The organism is uncultured Pseudokineococcus sp. (assembly GCF_947495735.1).
In the GTDB taxonomy this organism is placed as follows: domain Bacteria; phylum Actinomycetota; class Actinomycetes; order Actinomycetales; family Quadrisphaeraceae; genus Pseudokineococcus.
On the sequence record NZ_CANMAA010000004.1, the window covers coordinates 195,883 to 222,066 of the forward strand.

19 protein-coding genes and 1 pseudogene are annotated in these 26,184 nt (G+C 77.1%); 6 read left to right on the forward strand and 14 right to left on the reverse strand.

What is annotated here, in order from left to right; translation table 11 throughout:
* Nucleotides 1-55: 55 nt before the first annotated feature.
* The 3 genes from Q0848_RS08240 to Q0848_RS08250 all read left to right on the forward strand — a co-directional run bounded on the left by Q0848_RS08240 (nucleotide 56) and on the right by Q0848_RS08250 (nucleotide 3,615).
* Nucleotides 56-874 carry a peptidylprolyl isomerase gene (locus Q0848_RS08240; RefSeq protein WP_299036615.1) on the forward strand — a complete coding sequence of 273 codons (819 nt, stop codon included), beginning with the start codon at nucleotides 56-58 and terminating at the stop codon, nucleotides 872-874.
* Nucleotides 871-2,901 (forward strand): DUF349 domain-containing protein, encoded by a 2,031-nt coding sequence (locus Q0848_RS08245; RefSeq protein ID WP_299036616.1) that lies wholly within the window; start codon nucleotides 871-873, stop codon nucleotides 2,899-2,901. Before Q0848_RS08240 ends, Q0848_RS08245 begins: the two co-directional genes overlap by 4 nt.
* 75 nt (nucleotides 2,902-2,976) lie before the next feature.
* A complete protein-coding gene (locus tag Q0848_RS08250) occupies nucleotides 2,977-3,615 on the forward strand; it encodes a hypothetical protein (RefSeq protein ID WP_299036617.1) in 639 nt (212 codons plus the stop codon).
* Here Q0848_RS08250 and Q0848_RS08255 read toward each other — a convergent pair.
* The 12 genes and pseudogenes from Q0848_RS08255 to Q0848_RS08310 all read right to left on the reverse strand — a co-directional run bounded on the left by Q0848_RS08255 (nucleotide 3,558) and on the right by Q0848_RS08310 (nucleotide 20,866).
* Nucleotides 3,558-5,879 carry a bifunctional (p)ppGpp synthetase/guanosine-3',5'-bis(diphosphate) 3'-pyrophosphohydrolase gene (locus Q0848_RS08255; protein ID WP_366146491.1) on the reverse strand — a complete coding sequence of 774 codons (2,322 nt, stop codon included), beginning with the start codon at nucleotides 5,877-5,879 and terminating at the stop codon, nucleotides 3,558-3,560. The genes Q0848_RS08250 and Q0848_RS08255 overlap by 58 nt on opposite strands.
* A gap of 212 nt (nucleotides 5,880-6,091) precedes the next feature.
* Nucleotides 6,092-6,628, reverse strand: coding sequence for an adenine phosphoribosyltransferase (locus tag Q0848_RS08260; protein ID WP_299036619.1), 537 nt, complete (start codon nucleotides 6,626-6,628; stop codon nucleotides 6,092-6,094).
* Nucleotides 6,621-7,757 carry a protein translocase subunit SecF gene (secF, locus tag Q0848_RS08265; protein ID WP_299036620.1) on the reverse strand — a complete coding sequence of 379 codons (1,137 nt, stop codon included), beginning with the start codon at nucleotides 7,755-7,757 and terminating at the stop codon, nucleotides 6,621-6,623. Before secF ends, Q0848_RS08260 begins: the two co-directional genes overlap by 8 nt.
* Nucleotides 7,758-7,760: 3 nt before the next feature.
* The gene (gene secD, locus Q0848_RS08270; RefSeq protein WP_299036621.1) at nucleotides 7,761-9,905 is read right to left on the reverse strand and encodes a protein translocase subunit SecD; all 2,145 of its coding nucleotides are present in this window, start codon (nucleotides 9,903-9,905) and stop codon (nucleotides 7,761-7,763) included.
* Between the two features lie 77 nt (nucleotides 9,906-9,982).
* A complete protein-coding gene (yajC, locus tag Q0848_RS08275) occupies nucleotides 9,983-10,345 on the reverse strand; it encodes a preprotein translocase subunit YajC (RefSeq protein WP_299036622.1) in 363 nt (120 codons plus the stop codon).
* Between the two features lie 68 nt (nucleotides 10,346-10,413).
* Nucleotides 10,414-11,532, reverse strand: a complete 1,119-nt coding sequence (gene ruvB / locus Q0848_RS08280; protein WP_366146492.1) for a Holliday junction branch migration DNA helicase RuvB — start codon at nucleotides 11,530-11,532, stop codon at nucleotides 10,414-10,416.
* Between the two features lie 110 nt (nucleotides 11,533-11,642).
* Nucleotides 11,643-12,263 (reverse strand): Holliday junction branch migration protein RuvA, encoded by a 621-nt coding sequence (ruvA, locus tag Q0848_RS08285; RefSeq protein WP_299036623.1) that lies wholly within the window; start codon nucleotides 12,261-12,263, stop codon nucleotides 11,643-11,645.
* Nucleotides 12,264-12,674: 411 nt separating this feature from the next.
* Nucleotides 12,675-13,139 (reverse strand): annotated as a pseudogene (gene ruvC, locus Q0848_RS19040) (crossover junction endodeoxyribonuclease RuvC); the annotation flags it as partial.
* Between the two features lie 81 nt (nucleotides 13,140-13,220).
* A complete protein-coding gene (locus Q0848_RS08295; RefSeq protein WP_299036625.1) occupies nucleotides 13,221-13,970 on the reverse strand; it encodes a YebC/PmpR family DNA-binding transcriptional regulator in 750 nt (249 codons plus the stop codon).
* A 117-nt stretch (nucleotides 13,971-14,087) separates the two neighbouring features.
* A complete protein-coding gene (pdxT, locus tag Q0848_RS08300; RefSeq protein ID WP_299036626.1) occupies nucleotides 14,088-14,726 on the reverse strand; it encodes a pyridoxal 5'-phosphate synthase glutaminase subunit PdxT in 639 nt (212 codons plus the stop codon).
* A gap of 394 nt (nucleotides 14,727-15,120) precedes the next feature.
* Nucleotides 15,121-19,779 carry a glycoside hydrolase family 3 N-terminal domain-containing protein gene (locus Q0848_RS08305; RefSeq protein WP_299036627.1) on the reverse strand — a complete coding sequence of 1,553 codons (4,659 nt, stop codon included), beginning with the start codon at nucleotides 19,777-19,779 and terminating at the stop codon, nucleotides 15,121-15,123.
* Between the two features lie 115 nt (nucleotides 19,780-19,894).
* Complete coding sequence (locus Q0848_RS08310; protein ID WP_299036628.1) at nucleotides 19,895-20,866, reverse strand: hypothetical protein; 972 nt, start codon at nucleotides 20,864-20,866, stop codon at nucleotides 19,895-19,897.
* A gap of 96 nt (nucleotides 20,867-20,962) precedes the next feature.
* On the opposite strand from Q0848_RS08310, the gene Q0848_RS08315 reads away from it, so the two are divergent.
* The 3 genes from Q0848_RS08315 to Q0848_RS08325 are packed head-to-tail and all read left to right on the forward strand — an operon-like array spanning nucleotide 20,963 to nucleotide 24,385.
* A complete protein-coding gene (locus Q0848_RS08315) occupies nucleotides 20,963-22,246 on the forward strand; it encodes a kynureninase (protein WP_299036629.1) in 1,284 nt (427 codons plus the stop codon).
* Nucleotides 22,243-23,271, forward strand: coding sequence for an SDR family NAD(P)-dependent oxidoreductase (locus tag Q0848_RS08320; RefSeq protein ID WP_299036630.1), 1,029 nt, complete (start codon nucleotides 22,243-22,245; stop codon nucleotides 23,269-23,271). The genes Q0848_RS08315 and Q0848_RS08320 overlap by 4 nt, the downstream gene beginning before the upstream one ends.
* Before the next feature lie 55 nt (nucleotides 23,272-23,326).
* Nucleotides 23,327-24,385 (forward strand): TIGR03557 family F420-dependent LLM class oxidoreductase, encoded by a 1,059-nt coding sequence (locus Q0848_RS08325; RefSeq protein WP_299036631.1) that lies wholly within the window; start codon nucleotides 23,327-23,329, stop codon nucleotides 24,383-24,385.
* Nucleotides 24,386-24,403: 18 nt separating this feature from the next.
* Here the strand turns inward: Q0848_RS08325 and Q0848_RS08330 are convergent, their stop codons facing one another.
* Complete coding sequence (locus Q0848_RS08330) at nucleotides 24,404-25,780, reverse strand: hypothetical protein (RefSeq protein WP_299036632.1); 1,377 nt, start codon at nucleotides 25,778-25,780, stop codon at nucleotides 24,404-24,406.
* Between the two features lie 121 nt (nucleotides 25,781-25,901).
* The gene (locus tag Q0848_RS08335; RefSeq protein WP_299036633.1) at nucleotides 25,902-26,090 is read right to left on the reverse strand and encodes a hypothetical protein; all 189 of its coding nucleotides are present in this window, start codon (nucleotides 26,088-26,090) and stop codon (nucleotides 25,902-25,904) included.
* Nucleotides 26,091-26,184 lie beyond the last annotated feature (94 nt).

Below are 26,184 nucleotides of genomic sequence, written 5' to 3' on the forward strand. Positions count from 1 at the left end.
CCGGGCAGGCGCAGTCGGCCGGGTCCGCGGGAGAACCAGGAGCGGGAGGTCCGGCGTGGCGCCCAGCAAGCGCGATCGCGACGAGTCACGACGGCGCTACGCGGAGCACCTGCGCCGCCAGGAGGAGCAGGCGGCGGCGCGCCGTCGCCGCACGCGGCTGCTGGCCGTGGTCGGTGCGGTCGCGGCCCTGGCCCTCGTGGTCGCCGCGGTGCTCACCGCCGTCCTCGGGAGCGACGACGACGTCCCCGCTGCCGCCCCCGCCCCCACTCCCTCCGCGTCGGCCACCACGGCCGCGCCGGACGCGGACAACCCCTGCCCCGTGCCCGCGACGGGCGCCGTGACCGACCCGCCGCAGTTCGACGCCGCGCCCGAGCCGGGATCCAGCAGCGCCACCACGGCCGTCATCGCGACCTCGTGCGGGGACGTCACCGTCGAGCTGCTGCCCGACGCCGCGCCCCAGGCCGTCGCGAGCTTCGCCTTCCTCGCCGAGCAGGACTACTTCTCCGGCACGCCGTGCCACCGCCTCGTCACGTCGGGCATCTTCGTCCTGCAGTGCGGTGACCCGACCGCGACGGGCCAGGGCGGCCCCGGCTACTCGTTCGGGCCGGTCGAGAACGCCCCCGCCGACGACGTCTACCCGGCCGGCACGCTCGCCATGGCCCGCGTGGGCGGCGACGGCGAGAGCAACGGCAGCCAGTTCTTCCTCGTCTTCGAGGAGTCGTCGATCCCCTCCGACGCCGCGGGCGGCTACACCGTCTTCGGCCGGGTCACCGAGGGGCTCGACGTCGTGCAGACCATCGCCGAGGGCGGCACAGCCGCCGACGGGGTCGCGCCCGCGCGGCCCATCAGCATCGAGGGAGTGACCACCCAGTGAGCGACCCCGCGGACGCCCCGCGCGACGACGAGGCAGCGGTCCAGGAGACGGGTGCCCAGAGCACCCCGGCCCCGGACGCCGCCACCTCCGACGAGACGCCCCCCGAGCCGACGACCCCCGCCACCACGGCGTGGGACGTGGCCCAGGACATGACCTCCCGGGAGGAGGCCCCCCTCCCCGCGGACACGACGCCCGAGGACTCAGCGCCGGACGGCACGACGCCCGAGGACTCGGCGCCGCAGGGCGCGGCGCCCGAGGACACGGCCGCCGAGGACACCGGCGCCCGGGACGAGGCGCCCGAGGACACCACCCCGGAGGCCCTCCCCTCCTCCGGCGCGACGTCCGAGGACGGGGTCCCCGAGGACGCGGCTCCCGAGGACGCGGCTCCCGAGGACGCGGTCGAGGCGGCGACGCCCACCGAGGTGCCGGCGCAGGACGCCGGCACCTCGGACGCCACCGCGGCCGAGGGTGCAGCGGCGCGCGACGCCGTCGCGAGCCCGTCCGAGGGCGACGCCCGCCCCGCCCCTCGACCGGCACCCCGCCCCGGACCGGGCCGCCCGGGCCCGCGCCCGTCGCCGGTGCGGCCCGGTCCGGCCGCCGCCGCGGACCCCGCGGTCGCCACGGCCCTCGGCGGTCAGCCCAGCGCCGAGGCCGCGCCCGGCAGCCCCGCGGGGTCCGGACGGGGTCCGCGCTCGTCGGGCCGCCCCGGCGGTCGGCGGCGCGAGGAGCGCTCGGGCGCGCCCGAGGTGAGCGCCGAGCACGCGCCCGAGGACACCGCCCAGTGGGGGCGCGTGGACGAGGACGGCGTCGTGCACGTCCGGACGGCCGACGGCGAGCGGGTCGTGGGCTCCTACCCCGACGTCTCCGCCGACGAGGCCCTGGCCTACTTCGGGCGGCGCTTCGCCGACCTGCTCGCCCAGGTCGACCTCGTGGAGCAGCGCCTCGACGTCGCCGACGCCCCGGTCGGCGAGCTCCGCTCCGCGCTCGCCAAGGTCTCCCGCGCGCTGGCCGACGCGACGGCCGTGGGCGACCTGGCCGCCCTCGCCGAGCGCGTCGACGCCCTGGGGGGCCGCGTCACCGAGCGCGAGCGCGAGGCGAACATCGCCCGCGAGCAGGCCCGGGCCGGCGTGCGCGCCCAGCGCGTCGAGCTGGTCGAGGAGGCCGAGGCCCTCGCCGAGGCCGACCCCGCGCAGGTCCAGTGGAAGGCGTCCGGAGAGCGGCTGCGCACCCTCTTCGACGAGTGGCGGGAGCAGCAGCGCGCCGCCGGCACGGCCCGCCTGCCCAAGGGCGAGGAGGACGAGCTCTGGCGTCGTCTCAAGCACGCCCGCAACCGCTTCGAGCGGCACCGCCGGCACCACTTCGCCGAGCTCGACGCCCGGCACGGCGAGGCGAAGACGGTCAAGGAGGGGCTGATCGCCGAGGCCGAGGCGCTCTCGGGCTCGACCGACTGGGGCCCGACGTCGACGGCCTACCGCCAGCTGATGGACCGCTGGAAGGTGGCCCCGCGCGCGGCGCGCAAGGAGGACGACGCCCTCTGGGCCCGCTTCCGCGCCGCACAGGACGTCTTCTTCACGGCTCGTGACGCCAAGGACGCCGATCAGCTCGAGGAGGAGAAGGCCAACCTCGTCGTCAAGGAGCAGGTCCTCGCCGAGGCCGAGGCCCTCCTGCCCGTGCGCGACGTCCGGGCCACGACGGCCGCGCTGCGCGAGGTGCAGGACCGCTGGGACGCCGCCGGGCGCGTGCCGCGGGCGGACCTCGGGCGCCTGGAGAAGCGCATGCGCGCCGTCGAGCAGGCCGTCCGCGACGCCGACTCCGAGCGCTGGCGCCGCACCAACCCCGAGGCGCGGGCCCGCGCCGAGGGCGCGCTGGGCCAGCTGCAGGACTCCATCAGCGGGCTCGAGGCCGAGCTGGAGCAGGCGAAGGGCGCCGGTGACGAGCGGGCCGTCCGGCGCGCCCAGGAGGCGCTCGACGCCCGTCGGGCGTGGCTGCAGCAGGTGGAGCGCGCCGCGGCGGACTTCAGCGGCTGACCCGGGGGCCGGCGGCCGTCCACAGGTGACGGCCGCCGCCCGCGGCGGCACCACCCGGTCCGGCACGATGCGGCGGTGCTCGAGGCCCCGTCCCCGGACCGGCAACGGCCGGCACCCCGCCCGGCGCCGGAGGACCCGCGCTCCGCGGGCACCGACCCGCTGCACCCGGTGTGGACCCCCGGCGGCACGCCCCTGGGTGTGCTGCGCGCGATGACCGCCGAGGGCCTGCTCGTCGAGCTGCTGCCGCAGGTCTGGGTCGCCGCCGACCTGGCGCACGAGACGGGCGCGCGGGCCGCGGCCCTCGGCGTCCTGCTCCGGCGCGCCGCGGGGCCCGACGCCGTGTCGGCCCCCGTGGTCCTGCGGGCCGTGGTGGGCCTCGCCGCGGCGGCCTGGCTGCACGGCTGCCCGCTCGTCCCCGCGCGCGTCGACCTCCTCGTGCCCTGCGGGACGGGGTCCCGGGGCCTGCCCGCGCCCCTGCGGCTGCGGCGGGTCGCCGACCCGGGGGCCGGCGCCGTGCGACTGGGCGCGCTGCGGGCGAGCGACCGGGCGCGCACGCTCGCGGACCTGCGCGGGCTCGGCCGCGGGCGCCGGGAGGCGGACGCCCTCCGGTGGCTCGAGCAGCGCTCCGGCACCGTCCCGGACGCCGGCGGCCCTCGTCAGGCGCCGACGGGCTCCTCCGGCGCGGTCTCCCCGCGGCGCCCGGTCGAGCGGTAGACGTCGAAGACGCCGTCGACGCGGCGCACGGCGGCGAGCACGTGGTCGAGGTGGCTCGGGTCGCCCATCTCGAAGGCGAACTTGGAGATGGCCACCCGGTCGCGCGACGTCGTCACCGAGGCTGAGAGGATGTTCACGTGGTTGTCCGACAGGACCCGCGTGACGTCGGACAGCAGCCCCGCCCGGTCGAGCGCCTCGACCTGGATCTGGACGAGGAAGAGGCTGTCGGCGCCGACGGACCACTCGACCTCGACGATCCGGTCGGGCTGCCCCATGAGCCCGCTGACGTTGCCGCAGTCCTTGCGGTGCACCGAGACGCCGTGGCCCCGGGTGACGAAGCCGATGACCGGGTCGCGCGGCACGGGGGTGCAGCACCGGGCCACCTTGACCCAGACGTCGTCGACGCCCTTGACCACGACCCCGGGGTCCCCGGACCGGCGTCGCAGGGGCGCGCGCGTCGGGGGCACCACGGCCTCGGCCAGGTCCTCCTCGGCGCCGCTCTCGCCCCCCAGCGCGGTGACGAGCTTCTGCACCACCGAGGCGGCGGACACGTGGCCCTCCCCCACCGCCGCGTAGAGCGCCGAGACGTCCGCGTGGTGCAGGTCGCGGGCGACGCCGGCGAGGGAGTCGTGGGACATCAGCCGCTGGATCGGCAGGTGCTCCTTGCGCATCGCCTTGGCGATGGCGTCCTTGCCCTGGTCGATGGCCTCCTCACGGCGCTCCTTGGAGAACCACTGCTTGATCTTGCTGCGCGCGCGGGGGCTCTTGACGAACATCATCCAGTCCCGGCTGGGCCCGGCGCCCTCGACCTTGGACGTGAAGACCTCGACCACGTCGCCGTTGTCGAGCGTCGACTCCAGCGGCACGAGGCGGCCGTTGACGCGCGCGCCCATGGTCCGGTGCCCCACGTCGGTGTGGACGGCGTAGGCGAAGTCGACCGGGGTGGACCCGGCCGGCAGCGCGATGGCGTCGCCCTTGGGCGTGAAGACGTAGACCTCGGCGGCGTTGATCTCGAAGCGCAGCGACTCCAGGAACTCCCCCGGGTCGGCGGTCTCGCGCTGCCAGTCGAGCAGCTGGCGCAGCCACGCCATGTCGCTGCCCCCCGTGGCGTGCGTCCCCGGAGCGCCGGTGTCCGCGGGGTCGCCGCCGCTGCGCGCCGAGGCGTCCTTGTACTTCCAGTGCGCGGCGACGCCGAGCTCGGCCCTCCGGTGCATCAGGTGGGTGCGGATCTGGATCTCGACGGGCTTGCCCTCGGGCCCGATGACCGTCGTGTGCAGCGACTGGTACATGTTGAACTTGGGCATCGCGATGTAGTCCTTGAACCGGCCGGGCACCGGCGTCCAGCGCGCGTGCAGCGCACCGAGGACGGCGTAGCAGTCGCGCACCGTGTCGACGAGGACCCGCACGCCCACGAGGTCGTAGATGTCGGCGAACTCGCGGCCCCGCACGATCATCTTCTGGTACACGGAGTAGTAGTGCTTCGGGCGACCGGTGACGACGGCGCGGACCTTCGCCTGCCGCAGGTCGGCGGCGACCTGGTCGCGCACGACGGCCAGGTACTCGTCGCGGGCGGGCGCCTGCTCGGCGACCAGGCGCACGATCTCCTCGTAGACGCCCGGGTAGAGGGTCGCGAAGGAGAGGTCCTCCAGCTCCCACTTGATCGTGTTCATGCCCAGGCGGTGCGCGAGCGGGGCGTAGATCTCGAGCGTCTCGCGCGCCTTGCGCTCGGCCGAGGCCGCCGAGACGTACTTCCACGTCCGGGCGTTGTGCAGGCGGTCGGCGAGCTTGATGACCAGGACGCGGATGTCGCGCGCCATCGCGACGACCATCTTGCGCACGGTCTCGGCCTGGGCCGCGTCGCCGTACTGGACCTTGTCGAGCTTGGTGACGCCGTCGACGAGCATGGCGACCTCGTCGCCGAACTCGGCGCGCAGCTGGGCGAGGGAGTAGGTCGTGTCCTCGACGGTGTCGTGCAGCAGCGCGGCCGCGAGCGTGGGCGCCGTCATGCCGAGGTCGGCCAGGATCGTCGTCACCGCGACGGGGTGGGTGATGTAGGCGTCGCCGCTCTTGCGGCGCTGCCCGCGGTGCGCGCGCTCGGCGACGACGTAGGCGCGCTCGACGAGGGCCGTGTCGGCCTTCGGGTGGTTGGAGCGCAGGCTGCGCAGCAGCGGCTCCAGCACGGGGGACGTGCTCGACGGGCGCGAGCCCAGCCGGGCCAGGCGGGCGCGGAACCCGCTGCCGGCCTGGTCCTCCGGTCGCAGCACCTCCGGCGCGGCGGGCCGTGCCCCGACCACCTCGGACGGGCTCGTGCCGGTCTCGCGCTGGGCCACCTCGTCGGACACCGGCACCTCCTGAGCGGGCGCCCCGGCCGGTGCCGGAGGCGCGCGTCGTCGCAGGTCTGCAGCCTACGTCGGGTGCCGGGGCGGACGGCGCCCGCCCGGGCCGCTCGGGGCGGTGGGTGCCCCGACCGGAGGCGTCAGAGCCGCAGGAGCGACTCCACCCGGCGCCCGGGCAGCGCGGCGCGCCCGCCGAGGGCGGCGATCTCCGCGAGGACGACGACGGCCGCGACCTCGCCGCCGGCGCGCTCGACCAGGCGGCACGCCGCGTCGGCCGTCCCGCCCGTGGCCAGGACGTCGTCCAGGACGACGACGCGACGCCCCGGTCCGGTCGCGTCCGCGTGGAGCTCGATCGACGCCGAGCCGTACTCGAGGTCGTAGGACTCGACGAGCACCTCGCGCGGCAGGCGACCCGCCTTGCGGATCGGCGCGAAGCCCGCGCCGGCCGCCACCGCGACCGCCGCGCCGAGCACGAACCCCCGCGCCTCGACGCCCGCGACCGTGTCCACGTCGGGCGGCAGCAGCTGCGCGAGCCCGCGGACGGCACCCGCCAGCGCCTCGGCGTCCGCCAGGAGCGGCGTGATGTCGCGGAAGACGACGCCCGGTCGCGGGTGGTCGGGCACGGCCCGCAGCAGCGGGAGCAGCTGCGCCTGGAGCTCCGTCGACGCGTCAGCCACGACGCTGCCCCCGCCGCGGCTGGGTGCGCTGGGCCCGAGGGCCGGGCGCGGACGAGGACGCGGGCGTCGACGACGAGGTCGACAGGGCCGCCTCGGCCGCTCCGCCCTCGGCGGACCCGTCGCCCGCGGACCCGCCCTCCGCGAGCCGGGCCTGCTCGCGCCGGTGCTCGAGGACCTGCTCGGCGTGGGCCCGGACCTTCGCGTCACGGCTCTTGACGAAGCCCAGGAAGGCGGGGGCGACGAAGATCGAGGAGTACGTGCCGGCCAGGGTGCCGACGAAGAGCGCCAGCGAGAGGTCCCGCAGCGTGCCGGCCCCCAGCAGCAGGGCGCCGATGAACAGGATCGAGGCGATCGGCAGGGCGGCGACGACGGAGGTGTTGATCGAGCGCACGACCGTCTGGTTCACCGCCAGGTTGGCCTGCTCCAGGTACGTGCGGTTCTCGCTCGCCAGCACGCCCGTCGTCTGCTCGCGCACCTTGTCGAAGACGACGACGGTGTCGTAGAGGGAGAAGCCGAGGATCGTCAGGAAGCCGATGACCGACGCCGGCGTGACCTCGAAGCCGACGAGCGCGTACACGCCCGCCGTGACGACGAGGTCGTGCAGGAGGGCCACCAGGGCCGCCCCCGCCATCGCGACGTCGCGGAAGTACACGCTGATGACGAGCGAGACGAGCACCAGGAAGATCGCGATGCCGATCAGCGCCTGCTGGGTGATCTCCTCGCCCCACACGGGCCCGACGAAGGAGGACGTCACGTCCGAGGCGTCGACGTCGTAGGCCTCCGCCAGCGCGGTCGTGACCTCGGAGGTGCCCTCGGCGCCCAGCGCCTCGGTCTGGACGCGGATGCTGTCGCCGCCGATCACCGAGACCGCCGGCGGCTGCGTGCCCGGCACCACCTCGGCGACGGCCTGCCGGGCGAGGTCCTGGTCGGTCGTCGCGACGCCCGAGACGCGGTACTCCGAGCCGCCGCGGAACTCGATGCCGGGGTTGAAGCCCTTGACCACGAGCACGAGCACGCAGGCCGTGACGACGACCGCGGCGATGGACAGCAGCGTCTTCCAGCGGTGGACGAAGTCGACGGAGCGCCGACCCGTGTACAGGTCGTTGCCGAGGGCGGCGAAGCTGGGCACGGGTCAGTCCTCCGTCGTGGTGGCCGGACGGCTGCCGCCGTGGTGGGCGTGCTGGCCGGGATCGCCGTCGTCGTCCGGGGCGGCCTCGCGCTCGCGGCGCTCGCGCTCCTCGGCGGCCCGCCGCTCGGCGATGGTGAGCCGGCGCGGCTGGCCGGACTCGACCGGCTCGTCCGTGCCCGGGGTCTTGCGCCGGCGACGCCGCTCGACGTCCCCGCTGCCGTCGTCGTCGACCGCGGGGCGGTCGTCCGCGCCCGGTGCGACGTCGCGGCCGCTGGTGGGCTGGCGCAGCCGCCCGCGGCCCGCGTAGACCGTGCGCCCCAGGTGCTCCCCCTCGAAGCCGGAGAGCCGGTGCCCCCCGGCGAAGAAGGGCGTCCTCGCGAGCAGCGAGACCAGGGGGTGGGTCAGGAGGACGACCACGAGGAGGTCGATGAGCGTCGTGAGGCCCAGCGTGAAGGCGAAGCCCCGGACGCCGCCGACCGCGAGCACGTAGAGGACGAGCGCCGCGAGGAGCTGGACGACGTCGGAGATGATGATCGTGCGGCGGGCGCGCACCCATCCCGTCTGCACGGCGGCGGCGACCGAGCGGCCCTCGCGGACCTCGTCGCGCACGCGCTCGAAGTAGACGATGAACGAGTCGGCCGTCACGCCGATCGCGATGATGAGGCCGGCGACGCCCGGCAGGCTCAGCCGGTACCCCGACGACCAGCTCAGCAGCGCGATGGCGCCGTAGGCGAGCAGGCCGGCGACGCCGAGGCTGGCCACGGTCACCAGCCCCAGGAGCCGGTACTGCAGGAGCGAGTACACGACGACGAGGCCGAGGCCGATGAGGCCGGCCAGCACGCCGCGCTGGAGCTGCTCGGTGCCGAGCGTCGCGGAGATCTGGTCCTCGGTCTGCACCTCGAACGTCACGGGCAGGGAGCCGAAGCGCAGCTGGTTGGCCAGGGCCTGCGTCGACTCCTGCGTGAAGGTCCCCGACCCGCCGTCGTCGATGCGCGCCTGACCGCCGGGGATGGGGCCGTTGACGCTGGGCGCGGAGATGACCAGGCCGTCCAGGACGATGCCGAACTGGTTCTGCGGCGAGGGCAGCTGCGAGATCCGCGAGGTGATGTCGGAGAACTGGTCCCCACCCGAGGAGGTGAAGTCCATGGTCACGACCCACCCGCCGGTGGAGAAGCCCTGGTCGTTGGTCGCCGGCTGCGAGCTGGCCCCGGTGAGGTCCGAGCCCGAGAGCTCCACCGGCCCGAGCAGGTACTTGGCGGAGCCGGTCTGGTCGCACGTCACGAGGGGCGCCGCGTCGTCGGAGGCGATGCCGCCGGTGCGGTTGGCCGGGTCGGTGCAGTCCAGGGCCGCGAAGTCGGCGGCGAGGTCCGGGGTGACCCACGCGAGGTCGCTCGGGCTGCTCGGCTCCGCCGCGGGGGGCTCGGTCGCCAGGGCCCCCGGCGCCGGGGCCGGCGTGGCCGGGGCCTCGGTCGCAGGTGCCTCGGTCGCAGGTGCCTCGGTCGCCGGTGCCTCGGTCGCCGGGGCCGGCGCCTCCGGCGTCGGGGCCGCGCGCAGGGCCTGGGGCACGACGCTGCCCTGGGTCGACCCCGGCGTCGGGACGGCGGTGGGCGCCTGCGTCGCGGGCGCCTCGGTCGCCGGCGCCAGCGTCGCCGGGGCCTCCGTCGCCGGGGCCTCCGTCGACGGGGCGTCGGTGGGGGGCGCGGTGGCCGCGGGGTCGGTCGGCTGCGCGGTCGCGTCGATCGGCGTGGGGCCCGAGACGACGAGCACGGGGCGGAAGGTCATCCGCGCGGACCGGCGGATGAGCTCGAGCGTGGCCTGCTGGTCCTGCGGGTCGCCAGGGAGCTCGACGACGATGTTCTGGCCGCCCTGGCGCCCGACCGTCGCCTCGGCGATGCCGCTGCCGTTGACGCGCTGGCGGATGATCTCGACGGCGTCGTCGATGGTGTCGTCGGTGATCTCGCCCGTCTGGCCGGGCTGGGGCACCGGGGTGAGGATCACCTGAGTGCCGCCGGCCAGGTCGAGCGCGAGGCCCGGCGTCCACGAGGCCGTGGACCACTGCACGGCGGCGGCGATGCCCCCGTACAGCAGCGCGACGATCGCGACGAGGGCGCCGAGCGTGCGGATCGAGCGGGTGCGGGTGGTGGCCACGGCGTCGTCGTCCTTCGGGCGGTGTCGGGCACCGGTCAGCGCCGCGCCCGAGGCGCGTCGACGACCGGTGGTGCGGGTCAGACGGTGCGGCGCGAGCCGTCCGAGCGGTCGTCGTCCTGCGGGTGGGCCAGGTGGTCCTCGTCCGCGCGGTCCGCGAGGGGCTCGTCGACCGGCTCGTCGGCGGGCGCGAGCGGGTCGACCTGGCGGGCGATGGCCTGGCGCAGCCACCACGTCCGCACGCCCGGCGCGACCTCGATCTCCACGCGGTCGGCGCGGACCTCGGTGACCAGCCCGAACTGGCCCGACGCCGTCATGACCTCCGTGCCCGGGGCCAGCTCGCTCTGCATCTGAGCGACGGCCTTGCGCTGCTTGCTGCCGCGGATGCTGAGGAGGACCAGCGGCACCAGCAGGAGCAGCAGGACGAGGGAGAAGGGATCCATGGGGGACGCGGCCAGCCTTCGGGTCGGGACCAGGGGCACGCGCGGTGGTCACCCCACCGTGCGCGTCGTCACTCTACGGGAGGTCCCGTGGCCGACCGGTGGGATCTGGAGCCGCTCGGCGCGGCCTGGTCGGCGGTCGCCTCGACCTCCTCGATCTGCAGCGTCGCCTGCAGCGCGGCGCCCGGCGGCGGTCGCAGGCCGACGTGCGCCCACCCCGCTGCGGTGGCGACCCGCCCCCGCGGCGTGCGGCCGAGCAGCCCCTCCCGGACGAGGAAGGGCTCCGCCACCGTCTCGACGGTGTCGGGCTCCTCCCCCACCGCGACCGCCAGGGTCGACAGGCCGACCGGCCCTCCGCCGAAGCGACGGCAGAGCGCCTCGAGCACCGAGCGGTCCAGGCGGTCCAGTCCCAGCTCGTCGACCTCGTAGACCGCCAGCGCCGCACGCGCGGCGGCCTGGTCGACGACGCCCGTGCCGCGGACCTGGGACCAGTCGCGCACCCGGCGCAGGAGCCGGTTGGCGATGCGGGGCGTGCCGCGCGAGCGCCGCGCGATCTCGTGCCCGCCCTCCGCGGTCAGCTCGAGGCCCAGCAGCTCGGCCGAGCGCCGCAGGACCCGCTCGAGCTCGTCGGGCGCGTAGAAGTCCAGGTGCCCGGTGAAGCCGAAGCGGTCGCGCAGCGGCGCGGGGAGCAGGCCCGAGCGGGTGGTGGCGCCGACGAGGGTGAAGGGCGGCAGGTGCAGCGGGATGGCCGTGGCGCCGGCGCCCTTGCCGACGACGACGTCGACCCGGAAGTCCTCCATGGCCACGTAGAGCATCTCCTCGGCGGGGCGCGCCATCCGGTGCACCTCGTCGACGAAGAGCACCTCCCCCTCCTCCAGCGAGGAGAGCACCGCCGCGAGGTCGCCCGCGTGCTGGATGGCCGGTCCGCTGGTGATCCGCAGCGGCTGCCCCAGCTCGGCGGCCACGATCATGGCGAGCGTCGTCTTGCCGAGCCCGGGAGGGCCGGACAGCAGGACGTGGTCGGGCGCGCGGCCGCGCCGCCGCGCGGCCTCGAGGACGAGGGCCAGCTGCTCGCGCACGACCCGCTGCCCCACGAAGTCCTCGAGGGACTGAGGCCGCAGCGCGGCCTCGGCGGCGCGGTCGTCCAGGTCGGCGGCCGTGCCCACGAGCCGCTCCCCGCGCCCGGCCAGCTCGGCCTCCTCGGCCGCCGTCGGCGCCGCGCCGAGGCCGAGCTCGGACGACCCGTCGTCGTGGGGCGCCGGCCCGTCGAGGCCAGGACCGCTCGAGGCGGGGCCGGGGCTCACCGCCCCCTCCCGAGGTGGCGCAGCGCGTCGCGCAGGAGGGCGGCGACGTCGCGGTCGTCGTCCTCGCCCTCGGCGGGCCCGACCGCCGCGAGGGCCTCCGACGCCGCCCGCGGCGTCCACCCGAGCCCGACCAGCGCCTCGACGACCTCGCCGCCGCCCCCGAGGACCACGGGCGGGAGCGGCGCGGGTGACGCCGGCGACGGCGCCCCGCCGCGCGGGGGTCCGAGGCGGTCGCCCAGCTCCAGCACGAGCCGCTGCGCGCCCTTGCGCCCGACGCCGGGGACGCGGCACAGGGCCGTGAGGTCCTCCCCGGCGACAGCGGCCCGCAGCCCGTCGGGCGCGTGGACGGCGAGCATGGCCAGCGCGAGCCGCGGGCCCACGCCGCTGACCGTCTGCAGCATCTCGAAGACGGCCCGCTCGTCGTCGTCCGCGAAGCCGTAGAGGGTGAGGGAGTCCTCGCGCACGACCATGCTGGTGGCCAGCTCGGCCTCCTCGCCCGGGCGCAGCGTCGCGAGGACGGCCGGCGTGGCGTGGACGAGGAGCCCGACGCCCCCGGTGACGACGACGGCCGCGTCGAGACGGACGGTGGCCACGGGGCCGCGGACGCTGGCGATCACGGACGTCTCCTCGAGGTGTGGCGGGCGGCGCGGCCGGACGGCCGCCGAGCCGGCCGACGCCCGGCGAGAGGGCCGGCACCGGACCCGGACAGGTGTTCGAGGCGAACGCTAGCGGTCGCCCCCGACACCCCGGCGCACGGCGCTCCCGCGGCGCGCCTCCGCGGACCTCGCCGGTGCCGGAGCCGTCGGCGGCGCGGTCCCCGACGCGGTGGCGGGAGGGGCCGGGGGCCGGCGGGAGCGGGTCCCGGTGGACCAGGCGCCGGGCCGCACGGAGCGCGCCGCCCGGTCGGCGGCGGCCCAGGCCGCCTGGGCGGCCGTCGGGGCGCCGGTGGTCGCGCTCCGGGTGGTCGTGCTCGGGGCGGCTGCGGCGCGGGACGCCGGCGGGGCGCCACCCGCGCCGGGCGGCGCCCCGCGCCACAGGTGGCACAGCGCGAGGGCGAGGGCGTCGGCGGCGTCCGCGGGCCTCGGCGCCTCCTCGAGCCCGAGGATGCGGGTGACCATCGTCGTCACCTGCGCCTTGTCCGCGCGGCCGGACCCGGTGACGGCGGCCTTGACCTCGCTCGGCGTGTGGAGCCCCACGGGCAGGCCGGCGCGAGCCGCCGCCAGGAGCGCCACGCCGGAGGCCTGCGCCGTCCCCATCACCGTGCTGACGTCGTGGCGGCTGAAGACCCGCTCCACGGCCACGGCGTCGGGCCGGTGGCGCGCCACCGCGAGCTCGAGGGCCTCGGACAGCGCGAGCAGCCGCTCGGCGAGCGGCGCGTCGACCGGCGTCCGCACGACCGCGACGTCCACGAGCCGGGCGCGCCGCCCCGGCAGCCCGTCGACGACGCCCACGCCGCAGCGGGTGAGCCCGGGGTCGACCGCCAGCACGCGCACGCCCCCACGCTCGCAGCCGCGGGGACGGACGCGCGCACGACGCGCCGGGCGCCCGTCCGAGGGGGCGCCGGCGCGACGTGCTCAGCCGACCTGCTCGAGCACCTCGTCGCTGGCGTCGAAGTTGGCGTAGACGTTCTGCACGTCGTCGCTGTCCTCCAGGGCGTCGATGAGGCGCAGCACCTTCTCGGCGCCCTCCACGTCGAGCTCGACCTGCATCGAGGGCACGAACTGCGCCTCGGCGGAGTCGTAGTCGATGCCGGCCTCCTGCAGGGCCGTGCGCACCGCGACCAGGTCGGTGGCCTCGCTGATGACCTCGTAGGCGTCACCGGCCTCGTTGACCTCCTCGGCGCCCGCCTCCAGGACGGCGGTGAGGACGTCGTCCTCGCCGAGCCCCTCGGCCGGCACCGTGACGACGCCCTTGCGGGTGAAGAGGTAGGAGACGCTGCCCGGGTCCGCCATCGCGCCGCCGTTGCGCGTGAAGGCGACGCGGACGTCCGAGGCGGCGCGGTTGCGGTTGTCGGTCAGGCACTCGACGAGCACCGCGACGCCGTTCGGGCCGTAGCCCTCGTACATGATCGTCTGGTAGTCGGCGCCGCCGCTCTCGGCGCCCGAGCCGCGCTTCACCGCGCGGTCGATGTTCTCGTTGGGGACCGAGCTCTTCTTGGCCTTCTGGATGGCGTCGAAGAGGGTCGGGTTGCCCGCCGGGTCGCCGCCGCCGGTGCGGGCCGCCACCTCGACGTTCTTGATGAGCTTCGCGAAGAGCTTGCTCCGCCGGCCGTCGACGACGGCCTTCTTGTGCTTCGTCGTTGCCCACTTGGAGTGGCCGGACATGGCGGATCGACCTCCTGCGCGTGCGGGCCCCCGCACCTCCGCCGACCGGTGCGCAGCCGGCCTGGGGCGCAGGCCCGGCGGGAGGCTCGCGAGGAGCCCGCCGCGGAGCCGCAGGACCTAGGCCGCGCGGACCATCTCGGCGAAGAGGCGGTGCACCCGGGTGTCCCCGGTGATCTCCGGGTGGAACGACGTCGCGAGCAGGTTCCCCGCCCGGACGGCCACGATGGTACCGGCGGCGGGCCCCTCGGGGACGACCCCGAGCGCCTCGACCCCCGGGCCGGCCTGCTCCACCCACGGCGCGCGGATGAAGACCGCGTGCACCGGCCCGGCGTCCTCGGCGCCGGGCGAGGGCCACGCGCGGTCGCTGACGCCGTCGACCTCGAGGTCGGTCTCGAAGGAGTCGACCTGGCGGCCGAAGGCGTTGCGGCGGACCGTCACGTCGAGGCCGCCGAGCGTCTGCTGGTCGTGCGTGCCGTCCAGCACCCGGTCCGCGAGCAGGATCATCCCCGCGCACGAGCCGTAGACCGGCAGGCCGTCGGCGATCCGCTCGACGAGCGGGTCCCGCAGCTCGAAGATCCGCAGCAGCTTGTCGATGACCGTCGACTCCCCGCCCGGCAGGACGAGCCCCTGGACGGCGGCGAGCTCCGCGGGACGCCGGACGACGACCGCCTCCGCGCCCGCGGCGCGCAGGGCCGCCAGGTGCTCGCGGCTGTCGCCCTGCAGTCCCAGGACGCCGATGACGGGGCTCGCGCTCACGACCGTCGACCCTACGGCGCGGCGTCCCGCCCGCCGGACCACGGCGACGTGCCGACGCAGTGCCGGAGAGCACCCCTCCCCCGGCGAACTGCCGACACAGTGCCGGGGATCACCCCTCCCCCCGGCGAACTGCCGACACAGTGCCGGGGATCACGCCTCCTCCCGGCGAACTTCCGACACAGTGCCGGAGATCACCCCTCCCCCCGGCGAACTTCCGACACAGTGCCGGGAATCACGCCTCTCCCCGGCGAACTGCCGACACAGTGCCGGGGACCACGCCTCCTCCCGGCGATGTGCCGACACAGTGCAGGGGGGGGGCAGGGGGGCGAGCCGAGGACGCGGACGGGCCCGCCGCCCCAGGAGTGGACGGCGGGCCCGCGCGGTGGTGGGCGGGTCAGCCCTGGTCGACCACCTGCGCCATCAGGCGGGCCGCGGCGAGCGCGTCCCCGCTGACGAGCGCGTGCTCGGCGTCGGCGAGCAGCGCCGCAGCACCGGGCGCGGCGTCGCCGGCTACGACGTCGGCCTGCGCGACGTCGCGCAGCACCTCCACCAGGGGCTCGACGGCCGCCGCGTCGCCGCCACGACCTCGCTGCGTCTGCTCGACGGCGGCGAGCAGGCGCTGCCCCGCCGTCTCCCGCGCCGCGGCGGAGTCCCGCAGGCGCCCGTCCTGCGTCCAGACGGCCGCGCGCAGCGCCGAGCGCACGCGGGTGGCCACGGCGCCGGGCCCGAGGTCGGCGGCGACCGCCTCGAGCCGCTCCCGCGGCGCCTGCGTCGACAGGCCCCAGCCGTAGGGGAACGCCGGGTCGTAGAGCGCATCGCCCTGGTTGACCGGCACCTGGTCGGCCGAGGCCGGCCAGGTCACGGGCAGGCGGCCGGTGAAGGGCCGCTCGCCGAAGAGGACGTCGGCCACGCCGGCGCCCTCGGTGCCGGGCAGCCACGTGGCCACGACGGCGTCGGCGCCCTCGAGGACGTCCCCGAGCACCAGCGGGCGCCCGGTGGCCAGCAGGACGACGCAGTCCTCCACGGCCGAGCACACCCGCTGCACGACGGCGCGGTCGGCGGCCGTGACCTCGAGCGTGAAGCCGTTGTTGCCCACGTCGCCCTGGCCCTCGGCGTAGGGGCGCTCCCCCACCACGACGACGCCGACGTCCGCGCCGGCGAGGTCCGCAGAGGCGTCCGGGCTGACGACGACGTCCGCGGCGGGCGCCACCGCCCGGATGCCCTCGGCGATCGTCGTGCCCTCGGTCGTGGCGCCGCTGCCGCCCTGCCACGAGATGGACCAGCCGCCGAGCTGGCGGCCGAGGTCGTCGGCGCTGGAGCCGGCGACGTAGACCCGCCCCTCGGGGGCCAGCGGCAGCACCGGGTCCTCGGCCGGCCCGTTGGCCAGCAGGACCTGGGACTGCGCGGCCGCCCGGCGGGCGACCTCCCGGTGCTCCGGCGAGCCGACGTCCTCGATGCCGCTGCGCACGGCGAACGGCTGCTCGAAGAGCCCGGCGTCCACCTTCTCCGTGAGGATGCGCGTGACCGCGTCGTCCACCCGGGCGACGGGCAGGCGCCCGGACTCGACGGCGTCGGTCGCCGCGGCGATGAAGTCGTCGAAGTTGTACGGCGCCATGACCATGTCGAGGCCCCCGACGAGGGAGCGCTCCACCTTCTCGGCGTAGGTGCCCCCGGGCAGCTTGTCGACGGCCTCCCAGTCGCTGATGAGGAAGCCGTCGAAGCCCAGCTCGCCCTTCAGCAGGTCGACGTTCAGCTCCTCGTGCTCGTGCATCCGCACGACGGGGCCGTCCCCGACCTGGACCGCGGAGTACGACGGCATGAGCGTGCCGACGCCCGCGTCGATCGCGGGCACGTACGGCTCGACGTGCAGCCGCCGCAGCTCCTCCAGCGAGCGCACCCGCGTGATGCCCTGGTCGATCGGGTAGCCGGAGCCGGCGAGCGAGGGGTCGTAGTCGGTCCCGCCGTCGCCGACCCAGTGCTTGGCCGTGGCGAGGACCTCGTCGGGCGCCGTGATGTCGCTCGGGTCGTCGCCCTGCAGGCCCTGCACCGCGGGGGCGGCGAAGCGCTCGACCAGCGCCGGGTCCTCGGAGAAGGACTCGTAGCCGCGGCCCCAGCGCTCGTCGCGGGTCACGCACAGGCACGGCGCGAAGGTCCACGGGATGCCCGTGGCCCGCACCTCCCGCGCCGTCACCCGCCCGATCTCGCGCACCAGCTCGGGGTCGCGCGAGGCGCCGAGGCCGATGTTGTGCGGGAAGAGGGTCGCGCCGACCACGTTGTTGTGGCCGTGGACGGCGTCGACGCCGTACACGAGCGGCACCTGCAGCCGCGTGGACAGCGCCTGCCGCTGGAACCCGTCGACCATGTCGGCCCAGCCGGCCGGGGTGTTGTCCGCCGGCACCGAGCCGCCGCCGGACAGGACCGACCCGAGACCCAGCTCGGCGATCTGCTCGGACGAGGCCAGGCCCAGGCGCTCGGCCTGCGCCATCTGGCCCACCTTCTCCGCCAGGGTCATCCGTCCGACGAGGTCGTCCACCCGCTCCTGCGTCGGCAGGGCCGCGTCGAGGTAGGGGAAGCCGTAGGCGCCCACGACGACGCGCGGCAGCGAGGTCACCGCGACGCCCGACGGCGAGGTGACCTCGAGCGCGACGGTGCGCGCGACGTCCGCCCCCGCCGCGGCGGGGAGCGTCGGCACCTCGACGACGACGACGTCGCCGTCGACGGAGCCGGCAGGGAAGGCGACCCGCCCGCTCGCGGCCGCGACGTGCTCGCCGACCACGGCGCCGGTGGCGGGGTCGGCCGGGTCGACGACGGCCCAGTCGAGGACGAGGTCCTCGGCCAGGGGCTCGTCACCGGACAGGTCCAGCCGCAGGCCCGCCCGCGCGGTCTCCCCCGCCTCGACGAGCACGACGTCCTGCGCCGCGCCGACCGACGTCGTGACCACCGGTGCGGGAGAACCGCTCACGGCCACGTCGTCGACGCGGTAGGCGACGGGCTCCGGCGTGCCGGGCGCGAACGTCAGCGCGTAGCCCCACGCGCGGTCCAGGTCCAGCGTCCCGTTGCGGGTCGCCGCGTCCCCGGGCTGGTACCCCGAGAGCGCGAAGTCCTCGAAGGGGATGACGACGTGCTTCCAGCGGCTGTCCGCGCTGCCCCAGCGGTCGAGGAAGGACGCCCGCCACAGCTCGCTGCGCTCGCCGTCGCTGCCGCCGTCCTTGAGCTCGACGACGATCTCGTTCCCGGCCGTCGGCGAGGCGGGGTTGCTGTCCTGGCTCGCGTACCACCACAGCTCGAGGGCGCCGTAGCCGCTCCAGTCCTGCGGCTCGGCGAGGTTGTGCGAGAGGCCGCCGTACTGGCCGGAGGGGATGGAGTACTCCCCCGCCAGCACCTGGTTGCCCGCGGGGACGCCCGGCCGGTCCAGCTGCTCCTGGCCGATGCCCGGGACGGCGTCCGCGGAGGCGCCCCAGCCGAAGATCCCGGTCGTGCTGCCGGGCTCCGCCAGGGGCAGGTCGCCCTCGAAGTCGTCCACGACGAGGCGCTGGGTGAAGGTGCCCACGTCGTCGACGCGCCAGTCGCCGGCGCCGAGCCCCGTGAGGGTGACGGCGTACCCGAAGACGGTCCTGGGGTCGAGGCGGGCGTCGGAGGCCGGCGCGCCCTTCTCCCGCAGGTCGGAGAAGCGGACGGCGACGCGGCGCCACCCCTCGGTGTCGTCGGTGACCTGCGCCTCGAACGTGGTGGCGCTGTCAGGGCTCGCGCCCCCGCTCTTCAGCTCGTACGCGAGCGTCCGGCCGCTGCCGCGGCCGAGGAACCAGAAGCCGAAGCCGTCGGCGCCGCTCCAGTCCTGCGCGGTGGCGTAGTCGTGGGTGAAGCCGCCCCAGGCGCCGTCGGGCATCTCGGCGACCGAGGCGCGGAGCGCGCTGCCGTCCGTCCCCTCCCGCTCGGCGGGCACCAGGGACAGCTGCGGCGTGCTGCCTGCTCCTGAGCCCCAGGCGAAGACGGGCAGCGGCTCGGCGTCGAAGGCGTCCAGCACGCTCTGGCCCGACTCCGCGACCGGTGCCGGCGGAGCGGGCGGCGCCGCCGCCGCGGTGACGACGACCGAGGTCGTCGTGCGGGCGCCGAGGGCGATGGCAGCGCTCGGGTCGACGAGGGACAGCTCCAGGGAGCGGCCCGGGGTCGCACCGTCGAGGACCTCCACCTCGAGCGAGGCCTCGGTCTGCCCGGCGAGGAAGGAGATCGTCCCGTCGAGGGGCGCGTGGTCCTCGCCCGCCACGGCGTCGCCGCCGGTCGCCGTGACGCCGACGGTGGCGTCGCGGTCGGCGGGCTGCCCCAGCACGACCGGCACCGACGTCGTCGTCCCCGCCTCGGCGGGCGTCGTGGCGACGGCGAAGGCCGCGGCCGAGACGTCCGTCGTGCCGAGCACCCGCAGCGCGAAGGCGGAGTAGCCGTAGCGGTGCGGCACGCCCGGGTCCCAGTCCCACTGCGAGCGCCGCTCGAGCATCTGCACCCGCACCGCGCGGGCGTCGTCGCCGGCCGCCCCCACGTCCACGACGTCGGTGCCGCCGTCGCCGTCGGTGACGACGGCCACGGTCTCCCAGCCGCCGACGGGCTCCCCGTCCGCACCGGGCGCGGCGTCCGCGACCTGGACGGCGTAGGCGACGGCGTGGGCCGCCTCCCAGTCGACCTCGACGGCGCGCACGTCGGCCGGGACGCCGAGGTCGGCGGTGACGGTCGCCTCGAAGGGCACGTCGGCGTCGGGCCCGTTGCCGCTGGCCCACCGCGTGGCGGGGTCGCCGTCGACGAGCGCCTCCGCCGGGAAGGAGCCGTCGGCGTCGTCCTGGGAGGCCGAGGCGGTCACGAGGGCCGTGCGCGCGAGGTCGCGCTCGGGGCCGGGTGCCGCGACGGCGCCCGCGGCGCCGAGGCCGGTGAGCGCGAGCGAGGCGGCCGCGGCGGGCGCGACGGCCCGGCGCAGCGAGGCGCCGCGGGCGCGGCGTGGAGGGGGTGGTGACCCCGGGGCGACCTGGTGGGTCGCCGCGGGGCCCCGGGGGGCGCTGGTGGGCATCGGGGCTCCGTCGTCCGCGGCGGGCTCCGTCGCCCGCCGTCGGGGCACGCTAGGAGCAGGACGCCGCTGTCCACAAGGTGCCGGATGTCCCCGGCTGGGTCGACCGCGCCGTCCGTCACTGGCCGCCGGCGCAGGCGGCCCCCACCGCCAGGGCGATCTGGGGCTGGGCGACCCACAGGTCCAGCGGTGCGGTGGCGGGCCCCTCGTCGGGGCCGCCGCTGGTCCGCTCCACGGAGACGCCCGCGTCGCTCACGAGGTCGACCGCCCGCAGCGCACCGGCGCAGCGCGGGGGGTCGACGTCCAGCACCACGGGGGTCGTGGAGCGCGGCGGCAGCTCGACCGCTCCCGGGCCGAGGGACAGCCCGGACACCCCGCCGCCCGCCCGCACCCGGTAGGAGGCGCGGGAGTCGTTGCGCAGGGAGACGACGACGCCGCCCGGCTCGCCCGCGCCGCTGCCGATCACGCTGACGGGGGCGAGCCGGCGGCGGTCGAGCGCGGCGCACGCCCCCAGGAGGGGGCCGTCGGCGACCTGGTCCCCCACCCCCTCGGCCACCCGGAGGTCGACGACCTCGGCGGCGCCTCCCCCCGACCTGACCTCCAGCCACGGCTCCCACGCCGGGGGCGCGTCGCAGGAGCCGGGGACGACGAGGCGCACCTCCGCGGCGCCGCCCGCGGCGACCACCGGCGTCCCGGCGACCCGCCCGGTGCGCCGGCCGCCCGGTCCGCCCGTCCCCCCGCCCACGACCGTGACGTCCGCCTCCCCCGTCCCGACGACCGTCAGCCGCACGGGCAGGCCGCCCTCCGCCGGCGCCCCGGGGTCCGGGGTGGAGGCGACGACGAGGAGCCGGACGTCGCCGGCGTCGTGCGCGCGCACGGCCAGCAGCGCGCCCCCCGCGCCGAGCGCACCGGCGAGCACGAGGGCCAGCGCGCGGCCCCGGCCCGGGCGCGGGGCCCGACGGCCCGAGGACGACGCGCCCGGGCCGCGGTCGGGAGCCGGCGCGAGGGCGTCGACGTCGTCGGGGGGCCCGGGGCGGTCGTCCGCGCGCCCGGACGGCTCGTCCGGCGTCCCGAGCGCGTCCCGGCTCACGCCGGCGATCCTGGACGGCGTCGCGCGCGCGGGTCCACGCCGCCAGCCTAGGCAGCGCCCCCGCCCGCCCGCGGCGCCGCGTGGCAGGCTCCGGGCGTGCCCCCCGACGCCGCGGCCGCCTCCGCACCGACCGCTCCCGGCCCGCCGGCCGGGCTGCTGGACCGCGCCGCGGCGCTCGACCGCGAGGAGCCGCTGCGGCACCTGCCCTCCCGGTTCCACCGGCCCGAGGGCCTGGTCTACCTCGACGGCAACTCCCTGGGGCCGATGCCCCTCGGCGTCCCGGACGCGGTCGCCGACGTCGTGCGCCGCCAGTGGGGCCGCGAGCTCGTCGCCGCCTGGAACACCGAGGGCTGGTGGGAGGCGCCGCAGCGCGTCGGCGACCGCATCGGCCGCCTCGTGGGAGCGGCCCCGGGCCAGGTGGTGGCCGGGGACTCCACGTCGGTCCACCTCTTCCAGTGCTACGTCGCCGCGGCGCGGATGCGCCCGGGGCGCCGCGCCGTCGTCGCCGACCCCGACGCCTTCCCCACCGACCTGCACCTGCTCGCCTCCGCCGCGCGGCTGTGCGACCTGGAGGTGGTGGCCGCCCGGCCGGCCGAGGTCCCCGACGTGCTCGCCCGCCGGGGCGGGGACGTCGCGCTCGTGGCGCTGTCGGAGGTCGACTACCGCACCGGCGAGCGGTGCGACGTCCCCGCGCTGACGGCGGCCGCGCACGACGCGGGCGCGCTCGTGCTGTGGGACCTCGCGCACTCGGTGGGCGCGACCGACGTCGACCTGGACGCCGCGGGCGCCGACCTCGCCGTGGGGTGCTCCTACAAGCACCTCAGCGGCGGCCCGGGAGCCCCGGCCTGGGTGTACGTCGCCCGGCGCCACCAGCACGAGGTGGACCCACCGCTGACCGGCTGGCACGGGCACGCCGACCCCTTCGCCATGGACGGCCGCTACGCACCGGCCGACGACGTCCGCAGGATGCGCATCGGCACCCCGCCGATGCTCTCGCTGCTGGCCCTCGACGCCGCGCTCGACGTCCTGGACGACGTCACCCCCGTCCAGCTGCGGGCGCGCTCGACCTCCCTGGTCCGCTTCCTCGTCGAGGCCCTCGAGGCGGTCGTGCCCGAGCTGCCGCTCGCCGGACCCCGCGACCCGGCCCGGCTGGGCGGCCACGTGGCCGTGCGCTCGCCCGAGGCCTGGGGCGTCGTGCGCGCGCTCGCGGGCCGGGGCGTGGTCGGGGACTTCCGGGCCCCCGACCTGGTGCGCCTGGGCGTGGCCGCGTCGAGCACCACGCACGCCGACCTCGCCCGGGGCGTCGTCGCGCTGCGGGCGGTGCTGGACGCCGGGGAGCAGCACGACCCCGCGCACGCCGTCCGGTCGACGGTCACGTGAGCGCCCCCGGCGAGGGCGCGCGCCCTCCCCTGGACGGTCCTCCGGGGGCGGGAGCGGGCCGCACCGTGCTCGTCACCGGGGCCAGCTCCGGCATCGGCTGGCACGCCGCCCGGCGCCTCGCCGCTCTCGGCGCCCGCGTGCTGATGGCCTCCCGGGACGCCGACCGCGGCCGGCGCGCCGCCGACGCCGTCCGGACCCTGGTCCCCGGCGCCGACGTCGAGGTGGTGGCCCTCGACCTCGCCGACCTCCGGTCGGTCCGCGCGTGCGCCGAGGAGGTGGGGCGGCGCGGCCCCCTCGACGGGCTGCTGGCCAACGCCGGCGGCCTCCTCACCGGACCCCGTCGCACGAGCCCGCAGGGCTCCGAGCTCACGCTCGCCACCGCCCACCTCGGGCACGCCGCGCTGACCGCGTCGCTGCTGCCGGCCCTGGAGGAGGCGGGGCGGGGCACGGGCGACGCGCGCGTCGTCGCCGCGGGGAGCCTCGCCCACCGGTTCGTGCGCCCGCCCGCCGACGACCGCGGCTGGCAGTCGGAGGACGACTTCACCCCCTTCCGCGCCTACTGCCGCTCCAAGCTCGCCGTGCTGCTGCACGCCGCCGAGCTCGACCGCCGGCTGCGGGAGGCCGGTGCCCCCGTGCGCAGCCTGGCCTTCCACCCCGGCTACGCGATCGACCTCCTCGACGACGAGGACCCGCAGGGGCCGACCGACCGCTGGCCCCGCGCGGCCCGCCGGAGCCCGGCCGCGCGAGCGGGCGCCCTGGCCGCGGGGCTGCTGCTGCAGGGCAAGGACGGCGGCGCGCGGCCCGCTGTCGCGGCCCTGCTGGGGCCCGCGGCCGTCGACGCAGCCCCGGTCGGCTCCCCGCTCCTGCGTCCCGCGGGGTTCGGCTACGTCGGACCCGGCGGAGCGCTCGAGCTGGCCGGTGCCCCGCGCCGCGCGCGCACGACCGCCGCGGCCGCGGACCCCGACGAGGCGGCCCGCCTGTGGGCCCTGACCGCACGGCTCACGGGCTCGGACCCCGGCCCCTGAGCCGGTCGGGCCACGCCCCGGCGCCCGGGTGGCCCGCGCCGGTAGCGTCCACGGCATGAGCGAGCCCGCCGCCCCCGCCCAGCCCTCGGACGCCGGTGGCACCCCGGCCGCCGCGGCACCGCTGACCGTCGGCTACGCGGCGATGCTGGAGCAGTTCTCCCCCACCGAGGCGGTCGAGCTGACCGCGCTGGCCGAGCAGCACGGCTACTCCGGGTGCATGGCGGGCGACCACTTCGCGCCGTGGGTGCCGCAGCAGGGCCAGGCCGCCTCCATCTGGCCGGTGCTCACGGCCGTCGGTGAGCGCACGCGGGGCGACTTCGGCTCCGGCGTCGTGGCGCCGGGGTGGCGCTGGCACCCGGCCGTCGTGGCCCAGGCCTCCGCGACGCTGGCGGCCATGTACCCCGGGCGGCACTGGCTCGGCATCGGTGCGGGCGAGGCGCTCAACGAGCACGTCGTCGCCCCCTACTGGCCCGAGGGCGGGGAGCGCTCGTCCCGGATGTTCGAGGCCGTCGAGCTCATGACGAAGCTCTTCGACGCCTCCGCCGCCGGGAAGGACGTCAAGTTCCAGGGCACCTGGTACCGGCACGAGACCACGCGGCTGTGGACGATGCCGGAGCAGCGCCCCGAGGTGCTCGTCGCCACGGCGGGGCCGCTCAACGCGAAGCGGGCCGGCCGGCTCGCCGACGGGCTGATCACCGTCGGGGCGCCGCTGGAGAAGATCTCCGGCCTCTTCGAGCGCTTCGACGCGGGCGCCCGCGAGGCGGGCAAGGACCCGGGGTCGATGCCGAAGGTCCTGCAGCTGCACCTGTCCTGGGCGGAGACGGACGAGGAGGCGCTGCGCAACGCCCTCGTCGAGTGGCCCAACGGCGGCATGAAGTTCCCCAAGGCCGACATCCGCTCCCCGCACGACTTCGCCGCGATGGCGAAGCTGGTGCGCGAGGAGGACTTCGAGGGCCGCATGGTCATCTCCAGCGACCCCGACGTGCACCGGGCGGCCGTCCAGGCGCACGTGGACCTCGGCTTCGACCGGGTCTACCTGCACAACGTCGGGCGCAACCAGCGCGAGTGGATCGAGGTCTTCGGCCGCGAGGTGCTGCCCAAGCTCCACCGCTGACCGGGACCGGCGTCCCCGCTACCTCTCGCCGCAGCCGCGCAGCTCCACGTCGGTCTGGCCGACGGGCGCCAGCGAGGCGCTGACGGCGCCCGCCTCGGCGACCCAGTCGCCCAGGTCCTCGACGAGGTCGTCGCGACCGCGCGCGTCGTCCAGGCGCACCAGGACCGCCGTGCAGGCGCGGTCCTCGTCGTCGGGGTCCACCCAGGTGGTGAAGGCGTCGCCGGCCCAGGCGAAGGTCACGACGTCGTCCTCGAGCCAGTAGCCCTCGTCCTCGGCCACGTCGAGGCGGGGCAGGAGGGACAGGACGAAGAGCCCCAGCCGTCCCGTGCCGAGCACCTCGGCGCCCGCCGGCGCCGCGGGTGCGGCCACCTCCGCGGCGTCGGCCAGACCGGGGGACGCCGAGGGGTCCGGTCGCGCGGCGAGCACCTGCTCGGTCGTGGTCAGCGGGTCGCGCAGCAGGGCGCTCACGCCCTCGGCGCCGGCGTCCTCCTCGACCGCTCCGACCGCGACGTGGCCGTACTCGTAGGGGAACTGGGCCAGCGCGTCCACGAGGGGGTCGTAGACCGCGTCCTCCCAGGAGCCGTCGTCCGCCCCGGGGTCCCAGGAGTCGTCCCAGGCGAGGTCGTAGGCGTCCACCTGCTCGTCGTCGAGGGCGTCGAACCAGGCCCAGGCGACGCGCTCGGCGCTGCCCTCGACGACGGCGGCGTGCGCCGTCACCTCCTCCGGCGACAGGTCGGCGGCCAGCGGCGCGTCGAGGTCGACGTGCTGGTGGTCCAGGGCGTGGACGAGCTCGTGGACGAGCGTCTCGGCGACCAGGGGCGTCCAGCCGGTGCCCCGCAGGACGACCTCGCGGGTCTCGGTGTCGTAGAAGCCGGTGACGGCCGAGTCCCCCGACGCCCAGGCGTCGCGGTAGGTCGTGGCGGACGGCGTCAGACCGAGGGCGGCGTAGGTCTCCGCCCTGCCGTCCTCCGGGTCGTCCAGGCCCACGGGCCACTCCTCGTCGGCGGCGGCACCGGTCTCGTCGCCGGCGTCGGTGAGGGCGACCTCGAACTCCGCGTCGTCGAGGGCGCGGACGGGCACCTCCTCGGTCCAGGGCAGGCCGCGCTCCTCCGCCACGAAGGCGCGCAGGGCCGGCAGCTCCTCCGGCAGGGCCTCGGCGACCGAGCGCTCCCCGCCGCCGAGGAGACCGCCCACCAGCGAGCCGTCGGACCCGGCGACGAGGACGCCGCCGAGGGCCCCGACGCCCAGGCCCGAGCAGCCCCCCAGGACGAGGCCGAGCACCAGCCCGCCGCCCCCCAGCGCCCACGCCGCCCGCGGCAGCGGAGCGCGCCGGCCGGGCGGGGCTGACGTCGCAGCGCGCGGGGGCGCCTCCGGGGCGGGGCGGGGGTCGCTCACCCGCGCATCGTCGGCACGGGGACCCGGCCTCTCGAGGCCGTCCCGGAGGGATCACCCGATCGGGTCTACCGCCCCGGGCGAGGGCCTCGTCGCCGGTCGGCCCGGGGCCGCCGCCCCGCGCTCAGGCGTCCTCCGCGCGCTCCTCCTCGTCCCACGCCTGCGTGCGCTCCCGGGCGGTCTCGAGCGCGCGGGCCGCGTCCTCCCGGGTCTCGTAGGGACCCATCAGCCGGCGCCCCAGGCTCTGCGGCCCGTGCTCCACCTCCCCCGTCGAGACGTTGTAGAACCAGGCCGTCCGCTCGTCATCCGCCACCGGGCCATCGTGCACGCCCGCCGCGCCCGCCGCGACGTCCTGCACCGCGCTCCCGGGGACCGGGAGGTCCGGGGGCGCGAGGGCTGGGAGCACG